Genomic DNA, 20,416 nt, shown 5'->3' on the forward strand with positions numbered 1-20,416 from the left:
TCGTTTCAAAATTGCCTCGATTGTCGCAACTGTTGCGGCCCGGACTGACCTTGGCTTCAAGTTCCGCGAGTATGGGCTACAGTTTACCGGTAACGCGCCGCGGCCAGCAGGCCGGTGCAGCGCGGCCGGAGGCCTTGGTTGCTAACAGCCGGTGCCGCGTCCTTTCAACTTATTACAGATGGAGTAAAACATGACGGAAAAACATTGTCTGATTGTCGACGACAGCAAGATGTCCAGAATGATGGTGAAAAAAATCATTCTGGAGGCGCATCCCGATTGGCATATCGTCGAAGCCGAGAACGGGCAGCAAGCGATCGACAGAGCCGGCGAAGCCAAGTACGACATCATTTTGCTGGATTACAACATGCCCGTCATGGAAGGCGGCCAAGCGGCCGAAATCATCCGTCCGATGCAAGCCGAGGCCAAGATGGCGTTCCTGACCGCCAACGTGCAAGAGGCGGTAAAGAATCTGGCGGTGCAATTGCACATCGACTTTATCCCCAAACCGATCACAGAAGCCAAAATCAAAGCCTATGTCGGATAACTTGATTGAGAATGACGAAGATTTTTTAGATGCCGTCGCCGAAGTGCTTAATATCGGCATGGGTTACGCTGCCAGCGTACTCAGCGAAATGGTCAACGAAGAGGTGAAGCTGAGTGTGCCCGGCGTGACCTTTGTCTCGCGTCCGGAGGCTTTGAAGGTGATTCAAGCCAAGACCGATCGCGATGTCAGCGGCGTTTGCCAGCAATTCGACGGCGTGATGGGCGGCGACGTACTGCTGCTGTTTCCGGAGGAAAAAAGCCTGCAGTTGGTCAGAGCCGTACTGCAGCAGGACTTGTCGCTGGAAGACTTGACCGAAATGGAACAGGAGGCGATGGCGGAAATCGGCAATGTCATATTGAACGGTTGTTTATGCAGCATCGCCGATCTGTTCAATCAGCGGATTTCCGGCGGCATCCCCGAATTCGTAAAAGGTTCTTTGGCGGACATCCTTACCGACAACGAGTTGCGCGAAAAAGTCGAGGCTTGCGTGTTGTTGTTGAACATGGAGTTCTCGCTCGATAAGAACCGCGTCGAGGGTTACGTCACCTTTTTGATGGACGTCGAATCGATGTCGATATTCAAGCAAAGCGTCAAGTCTTATCTGGGTATGTGATGGTGGCGAATAGTAAGCCGGATTCGGATTTCGTCAGGTCAAGCCTGTTTCAGGCTATTTTCGAAAACTGCCAGTTTGGATTGATCGTTGTGAACCGGGCTTCTTCCGTCGTTGCCTGGAATCCTTGGATGGCGAAGTGCAGCGGTATCGATGCCGAGCGGGCGTTCGGCAAATCTTTAGCCGAACTATTTCCCAATGTGGTCGGCGGCAGTTTGCAAAGAGCGATAGACGTTGCTTTGAGCCACGGCATGTCGTCGATTATTTCCCATACCTTAAACCGCAATCCGCTGCCGTTGACTGCTGCCAGCGGTGCAGCCATCGATCAGCAATTGAAGGTTACGCCGCTCAATACTGCCGATTCGCATCTTTGTTTGATTCAAATCAACGATATTACGGCCGCGGTCAAGCGCGATAGCCAACTGCTGGATAACGTCGCCGAGCTGAGTTTTCATAAATACGCATTCGACCAGCACGCAATCGTGGCCGTTACTGAAGTGGACGGCACCATTACTTACGTTAACGATCTGTTTTGCAAAGTCAGCCAATACTCGCGGGAGGAGTTGATCGGCCAGAACCACAGGCTGTTGAACTCGGGACTGCATCCGCAGCAGTTCTTTCGGGATATGTTTAAGGTTATCGGCAAAGGCAAGGTTTGGCAGGGCGATATCTGCAATCGGACCAAGAGCGGCGAGCTGTACTGGGTATCGACCACTATCGTGCCGGACATCGGCCAGAATGGGAAACCGCGCCGGTATCTGGCGATTCGCACCGACATCACCGAACGCAAACGCGCCGAAGAAGCCGCCAACGCGGCGACGGTGGCCAAATCGCAATTTTTGGCCAATATGAGCCACGAGATCCGGACGCCGATGAACGCGATTTTGGGTCTGACTCGCCAGGTATTGGAAACCGAACTGACGGCGGAGCAACGCGAACAATTGGATAAAGTCAGAAAGTCCGGCCAGGTGCTGATCCGGATCATTAACGACATTCTGGATTTTTCCCGATTCGAGTCCGGTGCCGTGGCGCTGGAACAGCTGCCGATCAGACTTGAGACGGTGTTGCAGGAAGTCACCGACTTGTTCGGCGCCCAGATCGAAGAAAAAGGCTTGGAGATGTTTGTGGACATTCATCCCGATACGCCGTTTTACGTGATGGGCGATCCGCATCGACTGACCCAAATTCTTAACAATCTGATCAGTAACGCGATTAAATTTACCGAAAATGGCGAAATTTACCTGTCGGTACAAGCGGATGGCCGGACCGAAAAAACAGTGACTCTGGTTTTTAGCGTCCGCGATACCGGGATCGGCGTGTCGGCGGATAAAATCGAATCCCTGTTCAATCCCTTTGTGCAGGCCGACAATTCGACCACGCGGCGCTTCGGCGGCAGCGGCTTGGGATTGGCCATATCCCGGAAGCTGGTGGAGCTGATGGGCGGGCGTATCGAGATGACCAGTACCTGCGGCCAGGGTACCTGTGTCAATTTTTCGATCGAGGTGGGATTAATGCCGGGCGAGGCCGTTCTGTCGCACACCTCGGCCGGGGATTTGCAAAGCTTGCTGGGCAAGCGGGTTTTGATCGTGGACGACATCGAGTCGTCGCGCAATATTCTGTCGCGTCTGATCGGTTTATGGGGGATGCATGCGGTCATGGCCGGTTCCGGCGAAGAAGCGTTGGTGGCGATAGAACAGGCCTTGCGTGAGCGGTGGCCTTTTTACGCGGTGCTGCTGGATTGGCGTATGCCGGGAATGAGCGGATTGCAAGTGGCGGCGGAGTTGAAAAAACGGCTGAGCGGGGGAGAAGCTAACGATCCGCTCAAGGTGTTGATGGTCACCGCTTACGATAAGCAGGCGCTGCTGCGGCATCCCGATGCACATTTCGTCGACAACGTGCTGTCGAAACCGATTCTGCCTTCCAAGTTGTTCGATGCGCTGTTGAGCCGTAAAACCAATCCTGACGTGGTTGCGCCGGAATTGACCAGGCGCCGCTTCGAAGGGCTTAGGGTGTTGCTGGTGGAAGATCACGATATCAATCAGGAAGTCGCCGTCAATTTTTTAAAAAAACGCGGGGTGGACGTTACAGTGGCCTGGCATGGTTTGGAAGCGGTCGAGTTTGTCAAGCGCCGTACATTCGACTTGGTGTTAATGGATTTGCACATGCCGGTGATGGGGGGGCAGGAAGCCACTCGTTTGATTCGGCAAATGCCGCAAGGCCGTAATCTGCCGATCGTGGCGATGACCGCCGCCATTTTGGACGAAGATCGCAGAGCTTGCCTGGAGGCCGGCATGGACGATTTTATTCCGAAACCGGTAGAGCCGACCGATCTGGCCCGGGTATTGGAGCTTTTCAGTCGGCGCGGCCCGTTGGCGGCGCAAGTCGAACAGGCCGCGATCATAACCCATCGGCCCATCTTGGATGTGACCCAAAGTTTGCGTCTGCTGGACGGCGACATCGCTTTGCTGCAACGGCTGATCAGCAGCTTCATCGAGCGTTTTCACGATATTACGGCGCAGTTATCCGCATTGCTGGCCAAGCGCAATCCAAAGGACGCGGCCAATATGATTCATGCCGTGAAAGGGGTTGCCGCCAATCTGGGGGCATCGGCGTTGGCGGACGCCTGTAGCCGGTTGATGGAGGAAATCAAGCTGGACAGCGGAACCTTGTCGATGGACGCATTCAACACGGTGTTCACCGAAACCGTCAAGGAGATGCAAGTTTTTCTGGGCAAGCACCCCCAAACCGCAAGCGTCAAAGTCGAAGAAAACGACTATGTTGGCTCGCCCGAGACCTTGCTGGAATTGGAGCCGTATCTGCTGCGCCAGGAAATCATTCCCGATGCATTGCTTGAGGCCCTCGACCGGCTGGCTGCCGACAACTCGGACGGTTCCGCTTTATTACGCCAGTTGAAATACCATCTGGACAATTTCGACCACCGGCAAGCGCGCGAGGTATTCGCGAATTGGAAATCGAGCACTGGGGGGCAAGCGTGAGCGATAGTGCCCCCAGCCTAAAACCCCTGGTACTGTTGGTGGACGATTTGCCGGCCAACTTGCACGTGCTGGTGTCGGCCTTAAAGGCGGATTTCCGCCTGAAAACCGCGACCAGCGGCGCGGACGCTTTAGCCTTGCTGGAGCAGCAGGACGATCTGCCGAAACTGGTCGTCCTCGACGTCAAAATGCCGGGTATCGGCGGCATCGAGGTATTGCGTAGGATGCGGGCGTCGCCGGCAACCGGCGACATTCCGGTGATTCTGCTGAGCGCCGACAGTTCGGAACAAAACGAGCTGGCCGGCCTGCACCTCGGCGCGGACGATTACTTGGTAAAACCGATCTCACCCAATGTCTTGTCGGTAAGGGTCCACAACCAGATTCAGCGCCACGCGGACCGGGTGCAGTTGCGTTTGGCGGCGCATGTGTTCGAGTACAGTGGGGAGGCGATCATGATTACCGATCGCCATAACCGCATCATCGACGTCAACGCCGCGTTTTCGGCTCTGACCGGATACGATAAGGCCGACGTATTGGGCATGGACCCGAAAATGTTGTCTTCCGGTCAGGCCGAGCGGGAGTTGTACGAGCAGATGTGGGCCGGTATTCGGGACACAGGATTCTGGCAGGGGGAACTTTGGGACCGGCGTAAGGATGGTAGCGTATTTCCCAAAATGATGACGGTGTCGGTCGTGCGGGACCGAACCGGCGTCATCGAGTTTCATTTGGCCAACTTCGTCGACATCAGCCATCTGAAAGAAGCCCATGCCCGGATCGAGCATCTGGCTCACCACGATCCGTTAACCGAATTGCCGAATCGCTTGCACTTGCAACTCTATCTCGAACAATCGCTGATGATTGCCAAGCGTGGGGGGGAGCAATTGGCCGTCATGTTGTTGGATTTGGATCGGTTCAAGAACATCAACGATACCTTGGGTCATTCCATCGGCGACCAGTTGCTGATTCAGGTGGCGAAGCGGCTGAAAACCTCGTTGCGGGAATACGACATGGTCGCCCGGCTGGGCGGTGACGAGTTTGTGGTGGTACTTAGATCTGCCGCGATAGAGGATGTCGCTTCTTCGGTGGCGAATAAGATCTGCCATAGCTTGGGGCAGCCGTTCACGATAGAAAAATTCACGTTGCGTACCGCTTCCAGTATCGGTATCGCGGTCTATCCGGATAATGCCGAGCATATGGAAGACCTGATGAAAAGCGCCGATACCGCGATGTACCACGCCAAGTCCGAAGGCGGCGGCAATTTTCAGTTTTTCTCGCCGGAAATGAACCGCAACGCCCACGAGAAAATGGAACTGGAAAACCAGTTGCACGAAGCGATCGAAAAACGCCAGTTCGAATTGTATTTCCAGCCGCAACTTTCGCTGCCGGACGAACGTTTGCTGGGTGCTGAGGTGTTGTTGCGCTGGCGTCATCCCGTCAAGGGATTGATTTCGCCCTCGGTGTTCATTCCGTTGGCGGAAGAGACCAACCAAATTTACAAAATCGGCGAGTGGGTGCTGGAAAACGCCTGCCGGCGGGCGGGCGAATGGATAGCGCAAGGATTACCGCTAAAGCGGATCGGGATCAACGTCTCGGCCAAACAGTTTCAAAACAAAGGCCTGTACGAAGCGGTAAAGCGGGCACTGGTGCTGGCCGACATTAGCCCTGAGTCGCTGGAGTTGGAATTGGAAATTACCGAGACCGCCGTAATGACCTCACCGGTACAGGCCGGCGAAATGTTGCAGTCGTTTCGCGAAATAGGCATCACGGTGGCCTTGGACGACTTCGGCCAAGGCTATTCGTCGTTGGGCCAGCTGAAAAATTTGCCGTTGGACCGTTTGAAGATCGACGCGGCCTTCGTCCAAGATATTTCCGCCGACGTTGGCGAGCGCAATAATGGAGCGATCGCCTCGGCCACGATCGCGTTGGCGCACAATCTGGGCTTCAAGGTGATCGCCGAAGGCGTGGAAACCTCGGAGCATTTGGCTTTCCTGATCGCCCACGGCTGTGACGAAGCCCAAGGTTATTATTTTGCGAAACCACTATCGGAGCGAGACTTCGAAGCGTTGTTGCGGCGTCAGCAATCCGAGGATTGACGCAGCCGGCGAAAACCGTTCGCGCTGTGCCGTTTTAGGGCCGGCTCAATGCGAACGGTATCAAACGGGTTAGCGCCGGATCAAACTGCCTCAGCCCGTTTGCGGCGCTGGGCTGCCAACAGTCCCAATACCCCGGAGCCCATAAACCAAAATGCAGCCGGTACCGGCACCGGCGCGACAGCATTCAGATTGACCGCGCCGTTCTGAGCACCGAGGTAAGTACCGATTTCGGTATCCAACGGGTTCGAGTCGCTGCTGGCTTTGGCTTCATGGTTTTCCGGGTCGTACTCGCCGGCATACTTGTAAAATTCGTAACGGAAGATCACCGATTCCGCGTTCTGGCCCAGTACGTTTTTATAGCCGGCTTCCAATTTGCCGGCGTCCGGGTTGCCCGGATCGGTTTGCAATAACTGCCATTCGATTTCGGTTTCGGCTTTTTCAATAACCGGATTGCCGCCGATTAACTCTTCCAGTCCGACTTCCCTCTCCAGCTCGGTACGGAATACTTTCACCCAGATCGCTTCGCCGAATTGGCCCTCAAGCTCCGCTTGCGGGGCGCGAATATCGGCCACCACCACCGGTTGCGGTTGCGGCTGACCGGCTGGAGCCGGATCGGCCGGAATCACGTTCCAATTCGGTGCCGGCAGCACCACGTTGCCGTTGCTGTTGGTAAGTTTGCCGGTATTGCTGCCGTCGTCGAACAGCCAGCTATAGGTGGTTTTGCTGGCGTTCTTGCTGGTGCCGACGCCGAAATGGTCGCACGGGGTCGCGGCGCTGTAGCCGACGCCGCCGCCGGTCCAGCAGTTGTCGCCGGGCGTGATGAAGGTTCCGCTCGGGGTACCGAAAAACCAGGATTGACTCGCCGCATCCCACGCGCTGGCGTAGGTGACCCGAGTACCGAACACGGCGCCGTTAGTGTATTCGCTGATCATTGGCGCGCCGTAACGCACTACCGCATTGCCGGGATCGAAGCCGGTGCCGCTGGGAAAGCCGCGCCCGGCGCCGCCGAAGGTGTCGGTAATGTCGCTACTGTGCAGGCCTTCGAGTTCGATTTCGAAGCCGTGGGCGGTATTGCCGGTATCGTTAACGACGTCGAAATTGCCCAGAAAACCGAGAAAACTCGCCGAAGCAATATTCGGTAACAGGACTAACGAGAATGTTGCGGCATAAGCCTGGGATTTGAGTGTGGTCGCCATTATTGCTCCTGGTTGGCTGGGACTTGACTGGGCAGATCGTCTATGGGACGACAGCATGTCTTATAGCAAACCAAGATGAATTTAACATTAAAACTGTGTTAATCCTCACAGTTTGGCGAATGCGGTTTGCGCCCGGTGATCATCGCTTTCACCAAACCTTCCTTATGGACTTTGCTGGAAACGACTACGCCCAGCACATGGATAGCGATCAATACCAACATCAGATTGCTGGCGGTCTCGTGGATTTCCTCCCAGAATTCCTCGGCCTCATCTCCAGCTTCAGCCGGCTTGCCTTTGCCTTCTTCTTCCTCTTCGGCGTGGGCGGCGCTGATTACACTCAGCATTCGATTGTCCTGCGCCAGCGGGCCGCGGCCTTCTTCGATGGCATAGACTTTCAAGCCGCTTATCGTCACCACGAACAGCGTGGCCAGCAATGCCAAAACCATCCAGCCCCCGAGCGGATTGTGGCCCAGGTAACGCGGCGCAGTGCCTTGGCGTAGTTCGGAAACATAACGCAACACGCCAGAAGGAGAGCACACGAATTGGCTGAATCGGGCGTAGCGGCCGCCGACGAAGCCCCAGACCAATCTTGAGCTGATCAAGCCCAGTACCGTGTAGCCGGCGTAGATGTGCCAGAGATTTTCTTCTTCACTGGTGGCGTAAGCGAGTGCGAATGCCGCGACCAGCGACCAATGGAACACGCGGACGAAAATATCCCAAACAGCTACCGAATTGTCGTTTTGCATGGATTAAGCTCCATAATGGTTGAGGTATGGCCGGCATTTTAGTCAGGCGAAATGAAACCAATCTTAAAAATCGCCGTATCGGCCGATAAACCATTACACTCTGACCGATTTTCAAGGGGGAGATGAGCGCCGCGTATGCGTTTATTGTTGGTGGAAGACGATCCGAGTTTGTCGAGATCGCTAAAACTCGAGCTGGAAAGTGCCGGTTTTGCCGTAGATTGCGCGATGGACGGCGAGGTTGCCGAGTTCCTGGGCTCGACCGAATCCTACGACATTGTGATTCTGGATCTGGGCTTGCCGAAAATGCCCGGCCTGGAGGTGTTGCGCCGTTGGCGGCAGGCGGAAAACCACGTGCCGGTGATTGTGTTGACCGCCCGCGACGCCTGGCACGAGAAAGTCGACGGCTTCAAAGTCGGCGCCGACGATTACCTGGGTAAGCCGTTTCATACCGAAGAACTGTTGGCCCGGGTGCAGGCCCTGTTGAAGCGCTTTCACGGCCGGATGCAGCCGCAACTGGCCGGTTGCGGATTAACGCTGGACGAAGATGCGCAAACGGTCAGCGTTAACGGCGGCCGCCCGGAACAACTGACGGCGATCGAATTTCGCTTGCTGCGTTACTTCATGTTGCATCCCGGCAAAGTTTTGACCAGAACCCATCTGCTGGAACATATCTACCAATGCGACAGCGATCCGGCCAGTAACGTGATCGAGGTCTACGTCAACCGTTTGCGGCGCAAGCTGGGCAACGACCTGATCGCCACCCGCCGCGGCCAGGGGTACGTGTTCGGCGAGAAAGCCTGATGTCGCTACAACGCCGTTTGAACCGCGGCTTGATACTGATTTTGAGTGCCGTGTTTATCGGCCATTGGCTGGCGGCGGACTGGGTGATCCGCGCCGTCGCCGAAAAACAGATGACGACCCGATTGCAGCACGATGCCGACTCTCTGATCGATACGTTGCAGCCCAATGGCGACGGCCGGCTGGAGTTCGACAGTTCGCACATCGGTACCGTCTACGGCCAACCATTTTCCGGCCACTATTTTGTGCTGCATATCGGCGGCAAAACCTATTACTCGCAGTCGCTACAGGGCGAGACCTTGCCGATAGGCGCCTTGCCGACCGATGCGGTGCAGTTGTTCCATTATGCCGAAGGGCCGCAGCACCAGCCGCTACTGGTGTTGAACCGCGGTTTGCAACGTTTCGGTTATCCGGTCAGCATCGCCATCGCTGAGGATTTAACCGATATCGGCCGCGATATCGACCATATCCGGCTGGCGTATTTGCTGTTGACGGTGTTGGTACTGCTGCTGGCCATCGGTTTGCAAACCGGCGATGTCCGGCGCGCTCTGCATCCGTTGCAGGCCGTGCGCGCCGAGTTGGCGGAGATTGCCGGCGGCCGCAAACAACCAATCCAAACCCGGGTGCCGCGAGAGATCAAACCCTTGGTCAGGGAAGTCAACCGCCTGCTGCTGTTGGTCGAGCGGCGTCTGCACCAGTCGCGGACCGCAATCGGCAATCTGGCGCACTCTTTGAAAACGCCGTTGGCGATGCTGTTCAGATTGGCGGAAAACCCGGTTTTGGCGGCTCATCCGGAGCTGCAGCAACAGTTGCAACAACAGGCGCAAAAAATGCACGAACGTATCGAGCGCGAATTGAAACGCGCCCGTTTGTCCGGCAACTTGCAATCGGCCAGCGTATTTAATCCGCAGGAAGAACTGGATGCGTTGACCAAGCTGCTGCGCAACATTTATTCGGAAAAGGCGCTGGACTTTCAAATCAGTGCGCCGGATCGGCCGATCAATTTCGATAGGGAAGACATGTTGGAAGTGATCGGCAATTTGCTGGACAACGCTTGCAAGTGGGCCGGACGATACATCGCCGTGGAAATCGAGTGCGCGCAGACCATGCGCATCATTGTCGAGGACGACGGGCCGGGATGTTCTGCAGCGGATATGCAGCAGCTCAGCCGGCGCGGCTTGCGCCTGGACGAAGCGGTGCAGGGCCACGGTCTGGGGCTGGCGATTGTGCGTGATATTGCCGAGTTCTACCGCGGAAAATTAAGTATCGAGCGCTCGGCGCGGCTCGGCGGTTTGCGCGTCAGCGTGCAATTCCCGCGCTGAACGGCGGCGGCGCGTATAATCGGCCTTTTTTGTTCGATCAATCTGCCGAGTATCATGACCACCGTTAATTCCGAAAAACTCTCCAGCGCCCGTTTTGCCGAAGCCACCGACGCCTTCGTCGAGGAATTCACCGCATCGGTCAATTTCGACCAACGCATGGCGCAACAAGATATCCAAGGCTCGCTGGCGCACGCGGCGATGCTGTGCAAGATCGGTATTCTGACCAAGCAGGAATTGGCGGACATCCGCAACGGTTTGGCCCAAATCGGCGGCGAGATCGAACGCGGTGAATTCGTCTGGTCGGTGAAGCAGGAAGATGTGCACATGAACATCGAAGCGCGCCTGACCGACCTGATCGGCATCGCCGGCAAGAAGCTGCATACCGGCCGTTCCCGCAACGATCAGGTGGCGACCGACATTCGTTTGTATCTGCGCGACGAAATCGGCAACATTCTCGGCCAATTACAGCGCTTGCAGTTGGCGCTGCTGGATAAAGCCGAGCAGGAAGCCGACACCATCATGCCCGGCTTCACCCATTTGCAGGTGGCGCAACCGGTCACCTTCGGCCACCACTTAATGGCTTGGTTCGAGATGCTGAGCCGCGACCGCGAGCGTTTTCTGGATTGCGCCAAGCGCCTGAACGTGATGCCGTTGGGGGCGGCGGCATTGGCCGGCACCAGCTACCCGCTGGATCGTTTTATGACCGCCGAGTTGTTGGGTTTCAGTCGGCCGTCGAATAACTCGCTGGATTCAGTTAGCGACCGCGATTTCGCGATCGAATTCGCCGCCGCCGGCAGCGTGTTGATGATGCATTTGTCGCGATTTGCCGAGGAGTTGGTGTTGTGGGCCAGCGCCCAATTCGATTTCATCGACATTCCGGATGCGTTCTGCACCGGCTCGTCGATCATGCCGCAAAAGAAAAATCCTGACGTGCCGGAACTGGTGCGCGGCAAATCCAGCCGGGTGGCCGGGCATTTGATTTCATTGCTGATGCTGATGAAAAGCCAGCCTTTGGCATACAACAAAGATAATCAGGAAGACAAGGAACCGTTGTTCGACACCGCCGATACCTTGGTCAATTGCCTGCGCGCCTTTGCCGACATGATGCCTCACGTCAAAGCCAAACGGGAAAACATGTACCAATCCGCCAAACGCGGTTTTGCCACCGCGACCGATCTGGCGGATTATCTGGTGCGCAAGGGCATGGCGTTTCGCGATGCGCACGAAGTGGTCGGCCAAGCCGTGCGCTTGGGCTTGAATAGCGGCCGGGATTTATCGGAACTGACTTTGGCCGAGTTGCAAGGGTTTTCCGCCGCTATCGGCGCCGATGTCTTCGATATTCTTTCCCTGGAAGGTTCGGTCGCCGCTCGTTCCCTGATCGGCGGCACGGCTCCGGAGACGGTGCGTAAGGCAATCTGTGAAGCAAGACACCAAATAACCGGATAAACCATCTGGAAATAACCGGCCTAACTGCTAACCTTCCGGCATCGTTTTTGAAGGAAGGTAGCGATGGCCGTTTTTCATTCGACTTTAATCGTCGACAAGCAAGCCGATCCGAAGCCTGACAGCGATTTTTGGCTGGACGGAGAACTGGGGAGCTTCGGCTGCGAATCGTCCGCGGAGTCCGCGCTCAGAGTTTTGTCGGTCAAGGTTCGGCGGAATCCGCTCGATCTGCTGGCGCACCTGCGGCGGATTCATTTCTGTTTCCGAAACCGGCTGCCGGCGGCGCTGTACGGAGCGCTGCTGGATTTGTTGCTGGTGCTGGAAGGCAAAGGCGAAGCGCTGGCCCGGCGACTGCTCAACGCTTGCCGGTCGGGTCTGGACAAGCGTCATTGCCATATCCTGTTTGAATTGGGGCGGCACGATCCCCAGCAAATCGGCAATCGCTATTCCTTATTCACCGGCGGGCTGCAGGGCCGGAGCAAATTGGTCTTGCAAATCGAAGCACCGATCGCTCCCAGTCATGACCCTCTGACACTGGCTAGCGACTTCATCGAATATAGCCAACTCGATCAGGCGATGGACGTACTGGAAAGCGCGGTGGGAGTCGATCCGGAACGGACCGAATTGCAACGGGCGTTATTGGAACTTTACCGTTCTACCGGCAGCCGCGAGCGGTTTGAACATGCCAGAAGAAGCTTCGCCGAATTGGCTATCCCGTTAGCGGACGATTGGCAGGCGCTGGCAGATATTTTCCAACGGCAAGCGTCATGACTAAGACGGCCCATTCCTACCGGATTGCCTTGCACGGTATGGACGGCCGCACTTGCAAGACCATGGAAATGTATCTGAAAGGCCCATGCCGCGGTGCGGCAGTCGTCGTCCCGGCTGAAGCGGCACAGATCGACATGATCGATGCCGACCATGTCAAGGCGCGGGAAATCCTGGAGCAGTGCAAGGCGGCAAGGCCCGGCCGCCCGATCATCCTGCTGTCCTTGCAGACCTTACAGATCGACAACACTTTTTTCGTCAAAAAGCCGGTCAATGTCGAGCAAATTCTCGGGGTGTTGGACAAAATCGGTGCCTTGCTAAAAGCGCCGGAAGTCAAACCGGCTCCAGCCCCGGCGGTCACTGCCGCGGAAGAGCAACGACCTCTAGCGCCCCCCAAAACTACGCTGGACGTCTACGTCAAGCCGGTGAAACCGAGCCAACCCATCGCTAACCTGGAACGGCAAAAGACCGCTAAACACCAATCGGCGATGCAACTCAACGAAGGCGGTTTTACCGCGTTTTTGGGTACGCTCGGCGATATCGATTTCGACGACGAGGTGCAATTACCGACCGCTTGTTACGATCCGCGCCAGTTTTTCCTGGGTTATGTGCAGTCGGCCGTGAAAACCGCCGGATTGCAGGTGCGGCCGTTGCGGCTGAGTTCGATCTGGAAGCCGCTGTATATTTTTCCCGAGCAGAATGAAGTGTGGCTGGATGCGGACGACAAACAATTACGGGCATTTGCCGGCGTCGCCTTCAAATCCGGCACCGCCGGCAATATGAGTTTATCGGCTTTGGAACCGGCTGCCGTCGATAAGGAACGGGACCCGGAGAAATATCAGGATGTGGCAGGGTTTATCTGGAAGCTGGCGCTATGGACTTCGAAAGGGCGGTTTCCGATCGGACTGGATATTCAGCGGCCGGTATTTCTGCTGCGCTGGCCCAATTTCACCCGTCTGGTCATCACGCCCGACGCGCTGCGGATTGCTGCATTGCTGGTCAAAACACCGACCACGCCAATTGCGGTTTGTCGAGTGTTGAACGTCAAGCCGCAATATGTGTTTGCGTTTATCAGCGCATGCCATGCCTTGGGACTGTTGCGGCAAAGCGAGCGCGAAGCGGATGCAGTGATCGCCCCGCCGGTACCGGATCGGGCGCAGAACCAAGGCCTGTTACGCAAAATTCTCAGTAAATTGCGCGGTGCCTAGCCGCTCTCAGCAGGAATCTCGATGAGCCAATACAAAATTATTTTCACCGGTCCGGTTGGGGCCGGAAAAACCACCGCGATCAACGCCATCAGCGACACGCCGCCGGTGAAAACCGACGCGGCGGCCAGCGACATGACCAAAAACCGCAAAGCTTCGACCACGGTGGCGATGGATTATGGCGTGATGAATCTGGCCGGCGGCGAAAAGATCCATTTGTATGGTACCCCTGGGCAGGAACGCTTTGATTTCATGTGGGACATTCTGGTCAATGGCGGCATCGGCTTGATTTTGCTGTTAGATAACACCCGCGCCGATCCGTTTCAGGATATGAAGTTCTTTCTGGATGCGTTCAGTAAATTCATCAGCGATACCAGTCTGGCCATCGGCGTCACCCAAATGGATCTCAGCAACCGGCCGACCATAGACGATTACCACTCGCGCTTGCAGGAATTCGGCATCAAACCGCCGGTGTTTGCGGTGGATGCCCGCGAAAAGAACGACGTTTCGTTATTGGTGCAGGCCTTGTTGTATTCGCTTGATCCCGGTATGGCGGAGTAGGGGCATGGAGCGCTTCAAACTCGTCGAAGACCTGTTTTTATATCCGACGCCGGCCGGGGCTTATTACGCGGTAGCTTATCCGGATTCCGACAAACCCCGGCGCTTTTTGCTGCGCCTGTTGCAGCAGGCGCAGACGCCGGCACTGGTCTTACCGCAACTGCAAAGCCTGATGGAAATCGAAGACGAAGACAAAGCCTTGGAAATGTTGTCGCATTGTCAGAAGTTGGGCTGGGTACAAGGCGTGGATACGCCGTTGCAGGCGCCGGCTGGCGCGTTGGAGGAACTGCTACCCGGCCTGCTGGCGGCGATCTCCGATTCCGGCAAAGTATTGTTGGCTGACGACCAGGGTTTTTATCTGGCTTGTAGCGGTTTTCCGCACGAGGCCGCCGAAGAATTGTCGGCCTTGAGCGCCGAATTGGCGACCGTGCATAAACGCCGTTCCGGTTTGTTAAGCAACAACATGGGCATCGCCAGCCACGCCTGGGCGATCGTCGATGCGTTCGGCGCCAGCCAGATCGGCTTCTGGCCTGTGTTCGTCGGTGGCCGTCGCTTCGTGCTGGCGATTGCCGGCACGCCGCATTTCAATCGGGCCGAATTCGTCAGTTTGGCCTGGAGCCTGACGACCCGCTACGTCAAAAAAGGCGATTAGTTTCGTCCGCTTGCGTTATCAACATCATTTATTAGGAGAGACCCATTATGAAAGCAGATATGCTGACCTCGGTACTGACGGAGTTGAACGGCACTTCGGCCGATATTGAAGCATCGGGCGTGATATCCACGGACGGATTGATGATGGCCTCGGTATTGCCGGCCGGCATGGATGAAGACCGGGTCGGCGCCATGAGTGCGGCGATGCTGTCTTTGGGCGACCGTACTGCCCAGGAACTGAACCGGGGCAATCTGGAGCAGGTGTTGATCAAAGGCGCGCGCGGCTATGTGCTGATGACTTACGCCGGCAGCGAAGCGGTATTGACGGTGTTAGCCAAGCCCAATGCCAAATTGGGCCTGATCTTTCTCGACGTCAAGCGCGCGGCGGAAAGTATTTCCGAAATGCTGTGATCCCGAAACCATGCTACGGAGCCGATCATGATTAGCGATATGAAACCCGAAGACATCGTTGGAGATTACCGGGAGGCCGAGTTGACGTTCTATGACGGTACTCGCCGCAAAGTGTTGTACACCGAACTGGAAACGCCGTATCCGGACGGCAAATTGATCGTGTCGACCACGACGCCGGAGGGCGTGATTCGTCAGGTAAACCCGGCGTTCGTCGAAATGTCGGGCTATAGCGAAGCCGAACTGATCGGTGCGCCGCACAATATTCTGCGTCATCCCGACATGCCGGCGGCGGCGTTCAAGGATTTGTGGGAGACGGTTCAGCGCGGCGAGAAATGGCAGGGTTACGTCAAAAATCTGCGCAAGGACGGCGGTTATTACTGGGTCAAAGCCACCGTCATCCCCAACGTGCGCGGCGGTCAAGTCGTGGGCTATACCTCGGTCCGGCGCAAGCCGTCGCGGACCAAGGTCGACGAATGCGTCAAACTCTATCCGACACTACGTTAACGGAGCCTGCCATGTCATTTCTGTTTACCGTCAGTCCCGATTTCGCGCCCGACCGGCTGTCCGGTTGGTATATATTTAACACCTGGCTACAAAAACAAACCGATACCGCGATCCATCTGGAAATGTACAACCATTACCAGCAACTGCATCAAGCGATCGAAGCGGATGAAATCGATTTGATTTATGCCAACCCGTTCGACGCGGCCATGCTGGTCAGGACTAAGGGCTTCGTGCCGCTGGTCAAGGCTCTGGGCCAGGCCGACGAGGCCATCATCGCCGTCAATGCCGACAATCCGGTGCAGGATGTCGCCGATCTGCAAGCCAATAGCCGGGTGGCGTTTACCGACGATCCCGACGTGCGGCTGATGGGCATGATCATGTTGGAGCCGGCCGACCTGGATGCCGGCAACATTGTCCCGGTTTTGGCCGACACGCCGGTTCTGGTGGCAAAGCATTTGCTGAAAGGCGAGGCCGATGCGGGTATCATTCTGGCCGAAGCCTACGATAATTTGTCGGGTGTGATTCGCAAGCAATTACGGATATTGGTGCGCAGCCAGATTAGCGTGATCCACCATGCCTTGTTGATCGGCCCGCGCCTGCAGGCAAGGCGCGGCGAATTCTGCCGGGCTTTGTTGGAGATGGCGGCGGACGAGAAGGGCAGGGGCGTCCTGGCTGCATTGGGCTTCAATGGTTGGCAAGCGATCGACGACGAGGAAATGGAATTTATGATCGATTTGATGGATACCCTCAATACTTAACCTTAATTTTTATCAGCGGAAGCCGCAGCCATGACCATAGTAACCACGGTAGATGTTTTGCGGCACGGCGAAGCCCGCGGCGGCGCCCGTTACCGCGGAATCACCGACGATCCGTTGACCGAGCGCGGTTGGCGGCAAATGTACCGGCAGTGCGGAGAACTGCACTGGGACGTGGTGGCGAGTTCGCCATTGCGCCGCTGCTGTTCGTTCGCCGCTGCGTGGTGCGGACAGCAGCAAGCCGAATTGTGTGTCGATCCGGCTTGGGCCGAGTACGATTTTGGCGCCTGGGAAGGTCTGAGCGCCGACCAAATCGAACGCGATTGGCCTGGCGCATTGGATGCGTTTTACCGCGATCCGGAGCGTTCGCCCCCGCCCAACGGCGAAAACTACCGGCAATTCAATCGCCGGGTGCAAACGGCCTGGGATGCGCTGTTGACCGCGCATGCCGGCAAGAAGATTCTGGTCGTCAGTCATGCCGGCGTGGTGCGCAGCCTGTTGAGCCATTGTCTGCAACTGGCGCCGACGGCAGCCTTCCGCATAGAGGTTCCTCAGGCCGGACTGACTCGGTTTACAGCCTTCGATAGCGCAGACGGCCGTTACCTGCAGCTGAACTACCATCGGCCGGGTTGATTTCTTCTATACTCAAGGCCGTTTCGATTTTGGTGCGCCGCAGTGACGAACCGTTTTCTTCCAATCCGATTGGGCGCACCAGGCGAAGAGATCAGTAAAAAAGATCTGCATGCGGTGACGCAGCGCTTCAAGTATTTCAACCAGCAACGATTGCTGCATGTGCAGAGTTTGCTGCAGCCGCGGCAGCAGGATTTTCTGAAATTGCTGCCGCTGCTATTCCACCAAAACCACCCGCTGTTGCCCGGCTTCGTCTCGCTGGAAAGCCCGGCCGGCATTCCCGACTATACGCCCGGCAAACAAACGTTGGACGTTGCCAAGCAGTTTTCCAAAGGCTTTGTCTACAAACGCAAGGCGCTACGGCAATATCCGATTCACGCTTTGTTTTTGATGGGCAGCGTCGGCAGTATGGCCTTTTCCAAAGAAAGCGATATCGACATCTGGCTTTGCCATGCCTCGGGGTTGGCGGCCGACGAATTGGCCGAGCTTCAGCAAAAAGCCCGCGAAGTCGAGAAATGGGCGGCGGCGTTGAAAATCGAGGCGCATTTTTTTCTGGTCGACGCCGAACAATTCGTCCGCGGCGAAAACACGCCGATTTCGCAGGAAAGCAGCGGCGAGACCCAGCACTATCTGTTGCTGGAAGAGTTTTACCGCACCTCGATTTATGTCGCCGGCCGCACCCCGGTTTGGTGGCTGGTGCCGCCCGAACAGGAAGCCGATTACGCGCAATACGTACAGCATTTGCTCGAGAACCGGTTCGTCGCAGAAAGCGAAGTCTTGGATTTCGGCAATCTGAACAACATGCCGACCGCCGAGTTCGTCAGCGCGACGCTCTGGCATATCTACAAATCTCTGACTTCGCCGCACAAATCTCTGTTGAAGCTGTTGCTGATGGAAAGCTATGCCAGCGAGTTCCCGCGCCCGCACTGGCTGTGCCAAGCCTTGAAACAAGCCGTTTACCGGGGCGACTTCAGCGTGGAAAGCCTGGACCCGTATTTGTTGATGTACAGCAAGGTCGACGCCTACTTGCGTCAGGCCGGCTCCAAACGGCGTCTGGATCTGATCCGCGAGTGTTTTTACATGAAGATTATGGCCGGTTCCGGGCCGATCCTGGATACCCGGCTAAGGCAATTGCGGGAAAGCTTTTTACACCAGGTTGCCGAGCAATGGCACTGGCCGGAAGCCTTGCTGGAGAATCTGGCCAGCCAACGCTATTGGGATATCAAACGTGCCAACAGCGAACACGGCGTAATCCGCGACCAGTTGCAACAGTGCTTGCGGATGATCATCAAATTTACCGGCTTGCCGATCGATCAAGCACAACGGGAAAACCGGGATTTAGGTTTGATCGGCCGCAAACTGCGGGCCGGATTGGACCAGCGCCCCGGCAAAATCGAGATTCTGACCACGCGCGGCGCGGTGCATACCACGCCGGATTTGCTGATCGCGAAGGAAATCACCGCCGAACACGCCGCGCCGATTTGGCGTTTGTACAGCGATAGAAGCGTAGCGCAACAAGGGTCGGCGGAAGGCGCCATCAAACAGGCCGATAGTTTGCTGGAGATTTTGTGCTGGGCGGTGCTGAACGGTTTGTATAAGAAATCGCTGAATTTACAGGTATCTGCACTGAGTCTGAAACTCGCCGGCAACGATATCTACCAATTGCTCAACGAATTGCATGGATTTTTTCAGAGTCGGTTGCCGGGCGGCGACAGCGGTTTGAGTGCCTATGCGGCACCGAACCGGTTGTTGGCGTCGCTGTTGCTGGTCAACCTTGGCGAAAGCCTGGCGATCGACGCCAACGGCCAGCAGTTGGTGATGAGCGAACGCTCCGACCCGTTGAGCTATGGCGAGTCCCGCCAGTGTTTCGTGCAGTCGATCGAGAAACTGTCGGTGTCGAGCTGGGGCGAGGTCACCTTGCAGCGGTACGCCGGGCTGGACGGTTTGTTTAACTGTTTGCTCGATGTCGTGCATAACGGCGGAACCCAGTTTGGCAGCGATGCCCTGCGGGTATTGTGTTACACCCCGGTTCGCGGCCGCAGTATCGTGTTGCGCATCGAATCGCTGTTCAACAACCTGCGAAAGTGTTTCGTAGCGGCCGGTATCGGTGCCCAACGCTACCTGATTCCGGCGGAAACCGGTTACTGCCTGTTTCAATTCAATAACGGCCGCTTGGGCTATTTCGGCTTGGACAACCATACCCAGTTGTTGCAGGAGTTGGCCAAACCGCAGCCGCAGTTCTCCGCGGTGTTGTTCGACGACTACGTTTTGGAACAGACCTATATCCCGCTGCTGTATCGTTACAATCTGGCCGATACGGTACAGCTGTTTTACCATGCCACCAGCAAGCACGTCGCCGTCTACATTCTGGACGAAAAGGGCTCGTTGTTCGTCCGCCAGCATCACAACGCCAATCCGGAACACATATTGGCTCATTACTCGGTATTCCTCGGTACCTTGCTGGCGCAAGCGCAGTTGCCGGAGGGGCTCGCGATCCGGTTTTACGAGATTCAACGAAATTCGGCCGGGGTTGTGTCCTGCCAAACGGTGCAAGTCAAGTTGGGCGCCAGCGCATTCGATTTGAGAGTCAGGATCGTCAGTGAAGACAGCGGTGCGGTGGCGGTTTATGCCAACGAACGTCGCTTCCTGATCGACGGCCCCGACAGTTACAAGGCCGTGCGCAGCGATATTCTGGGCTACCGCAACAGTCATGACGACTATCCGTTTCATATCACCGAAATTGACGCGCCTTGCCGGGTATTGGGCGCCGAACATAGCGCGGAGTTGCAGACCGTGCACTTCCTGAACTACAAGCAAAAAATGGAAGACAAATTAAACATTTGATCGCAGAAGGTCGTGCCGGCAGCTTTGGCCGGAGCATGGCTGTTGGTTGCCAACCGGCGTTTCCGATTTTTCCAACATTCGCGCGTGGACCGCGACCAAGTCGGAGGTCGATGACCGCGGCCGCCGGCGGCTAAATCCGGACCGGTTCGGCCCGGCGGGGTTGTCTTGTCCGAAATTGAACTAAACTTAATTTGTAGGGATGCGCCGACACGTCTGTTTTCGCCGCCGCCGCGACTGCGGAACCGAAAAATCCAGCCTTGGCCCAGGATTTTTACGCGAATGGCTATTCTATCGGCGGCCCCGTTTCATTCGTTGCAGTAATAGCCGATATGGCCGGCCTTAACT

Annotated in this window: 18 protein-coding genes; 16 read left to right on the plus strand and 2 right to left on the minus strand. The window is 56.4% G+C overall.

The annotated features are described in order from the left end of the window. Positions 1 to 190: 190 nt before the first annotated feature. Genes C2U68_RS12770 through C2U68_RS12785 form a run of 4 tightly spaced genes read left to right on the plus strand, consistent with a single transcriptional unit; the run spans position 191 to position 6,240 of the window. Positions 191 to 544, plus strand: a complete 354-nt coding sequence (locus tag C2U68_RS12770) for a response regulator (protein WP_140912864.1) — start codon at positions 191 to 193, stop codon at positions 542 to 544. Then, the gene (locus tag C2U68_RS12775; RefSeq protein ID WP_140912865.1) at positions 534 to 1,157 is read left to right on the plus strand and encodes a chemotaxis protein CheX; all 624 of its coding nucleotides are present in this window, start codon (positions 534 to 536) and stop codon (positions 1,155 to 1,157) included. Before C2U68_RS12770 ends, C2U68_RS12775 begins: the two co-directional genes overlap by 11 nt. Then, the gene (locus C2U68_RS12780) at positions 1,157 to 4,150 is read left to right on the plus strand and encodes a response regulator (RefSeq protein WP_140912866.1); all 2,994 of its coding nucleotides are present in this window, start codon (positions 1,157 to 1,159) and stop codon (positions 4,148 to 4,150) included. The genes C2U68_RS12775 and C2U68_RS12780 overlap by 1 nt, the downstream gene beginning before the upstream one ends. After that, positions 4,147 to 6,240 (plus strand): EAL domain-containing protein, encoded by a 2,094-nt coding sequence (locus C2U68_RS12785; RefSeq protein WP_140912867.1) that lies wholly within the window; start codon positions 4,147 to 4,149, stop codon positions 6,238 to 6,240. The genes C2U68_RS12780 and C2U68_RS12785 overlap by 4 nt, the downstream gene beginning before the upstream one ends. A gap of 80 nt (positions 6,241 to 6,320) precedes the next feature. On the opposite strand, the gene C2U68_RS12790 is transcribed toward C2U68_RS12785, so the two are convergent. Beyond that, the gene (locus tag C2U68_RS12790; RefSeq protein WP_140912868.1) at positions 6,321 to 7,436 is read right to left on the minus strand and encodes a PEP-CTERM sorting domain-containing protein; all 1,116 of its coding nucleotides are present in this window, start codon (positions 7,434 to 7,436) and stop codon (positions 6,321 to 6,323) included. Between the two features lie 98 nt (positions 7,437 to 7,534). After that, the gene (locus C2U68_RS12795; RefSeq protein WP_140912869.1) at positions 7,535 to 8,182 is read right to left on the minus strand and encodes a cytochrome b/b6 domain-containing protein; all 648 of its coding nucleotides are present in this window, start codon (positions 8,180 to 8,182) and stop codon (positions 7,535 to 7,537) included. A gap of 135 nt (positions 8,183 to 8,317) precedes the next feature. Between C2U68_RS12795 and C2U68_RS12800 the strand changes: the two genes are divergently transcribed. The 12 genes from C2U68_RS12800 (at position 8,318) to C2U68_RS12855 (ending at position 20,071) form a co-directional block, all read left to right on the plus strand. After that, entirely contained in the window at positions 8,318 to 8,983 is a 666-nt protein-coding gene (locus tag C2U68_RS12800) for a response regulator transcription factor (protein WP_140912870.1), read from the plus strand. Continuing rightward, positions 8,983 to 10,302, plus strand: coding sequence for a sensor histidine kinase (locus tag C2U68_RS12805; protein ID WP_260839344.1), 1,320 nt, complete (start codon positions 8,983 to 8,985; stop codon positions 10,300 to 10,302). Before C2U68_RS12800 ends, C2U68_RS12805 begins: the two co-directional genes overlap by 1 nt. Before the next feature lie 54 nt (positions 10,303 to 10,356). Further along, complete coding sequence (argH, locus tag C2U68_RS12810) at positions 10,357 to 11,748, plus strand: argininosuccinate lyase (protein ID WP_140912872.1); 1,392 nt, start codon at positions 10,357 to 10,359, stop codon at positions 11,746 to 11,748. Positions 11,749 to 11,811: 63 nt separating this feature from the next. Then, positions 11,812 to 12,516, plus strand: coding sequence for a FimV family protein (locus C2U68_RS12815; RefSeq protein WP_140912873.1), 705 nt, complete (start codon positions 11,812 to 11,814; stop codon positions 12,514 to 12,516). Beyond that, positions 12,513 to 13,721: a hypothetical protein gene (locus tag C2U68_RS12820; RefSeq protein WP_140912874.1), complete on the plus strand. Its 1,209-nt coding sequence runs from the start codon at positions 12,513 to 12,515 to the stop codon at positions 13,719 to 13,721. Before C2U68_RS12815 ends, C2U68_RS12820 begins: the two co-directional genes overlap by 4 nt. A gap of 21 nt (positions 13,722 to 13,742) precedes the next feature. Beyond that, positions 13,743 to 14,279 carry a GTP-binding protein gene (locus tag C2U68_RS12825; protein ID WP_140912875.1) on the plus strand — a complete coding sequence of 179 codons (537 nt, stop codon included), beginning with the start codon at positions 13,743 to 13,745 and terminating at the stop codon, positions 14,277 to 14,279. Between the two features lie 4 nt (positions 14,280 to 14,283). Further along, complete coding sequence (locus tag C2U68_RS12830; RefSeq protein WP_140912876.1) at positions 14,284 to 14,928, plus strand: hypothetical protein; 645 nt, start codon at positions 14,284 to 14,286, stop codon at positions 14,926 to 14,928. A 47-nt stretch (positions 14,929 to 14,975) separates the two neighbouring features. Beyond that, the gene (locus C2U68_RS12835) at positions 14,976 to 15,338 is read left to right on the plus strand and encodes a roadblock/LC7 domain-containing protein (protein ID WP_140912877.1); all 363 of its coding nucleotides are present in this window, start codon (positions 14,976 to 14,978) and stop codon (positions 15,336 to 15,338) included. 27 nt (positions 15,339 to 15,365) lie between these two features. After that, positions 15,366 to 15,842 carry a PAS domain-containing protein gene (locus C2U68_RS12840; protein ID WP_140912878.1) on the plus strand — a complete coding sequence of 159 codons (477 nt, stop codon included), beginning with the start codon at positions 15,366 to 15,368 and terminating at the stop codon, positions 15,840 to 15,842. Between the two features lie 11 nt (positions 15,843 to 15,853). Further along, positions 15,854 to 16,600, plus strand: coding sequence for a phosphate/phosphite/phosphonate ABC transporter substrate-binding protein (locus C2U68_RS12845; RefSeq protein ID WP_140912879.1), 747 nt, complete (start codon positions 15,854 to 15,856; stop codon positions 16,598 to 16,600). Between the two features lie 30 nt (positions 16,601 to 16,630). After that, positions 16,631 to 17,230 (plus strand): histidine phosphatase family protein, encoded by a 600-nt coding sequence (locus tag C2U68_RS12850; RefSeq protein WP_140912880.1) that lies wholly within the window; start codon positions 16,631 to 16,633, stop codon positions 17,228 to 17,230. 69 nt (positions 17,231 to 17,299) lie between these two features. Then, a complete protein-coding gene (locus tag C2U68_RS12855) occupies positions 17,300 to 20,071 on the plus strand; it encodes a class I adenylate cyclase (protein WP_260839345.1) in 2,772 nt (923 codons plus the stop codon). Positions 20,072 to 20,416: the final 345 nt, after the last annotated feature.

It is taken from the genome of Methylomonas koyamae (assembly GCF_006483455.1).
Classification (GTDB): domain Bacteria; phylum Pseudomonadota; class Gammaproteobacteria; order Methylococcales; family Methylomonadaceae; genus Methylomonas; species Methylomonas koyamae_B.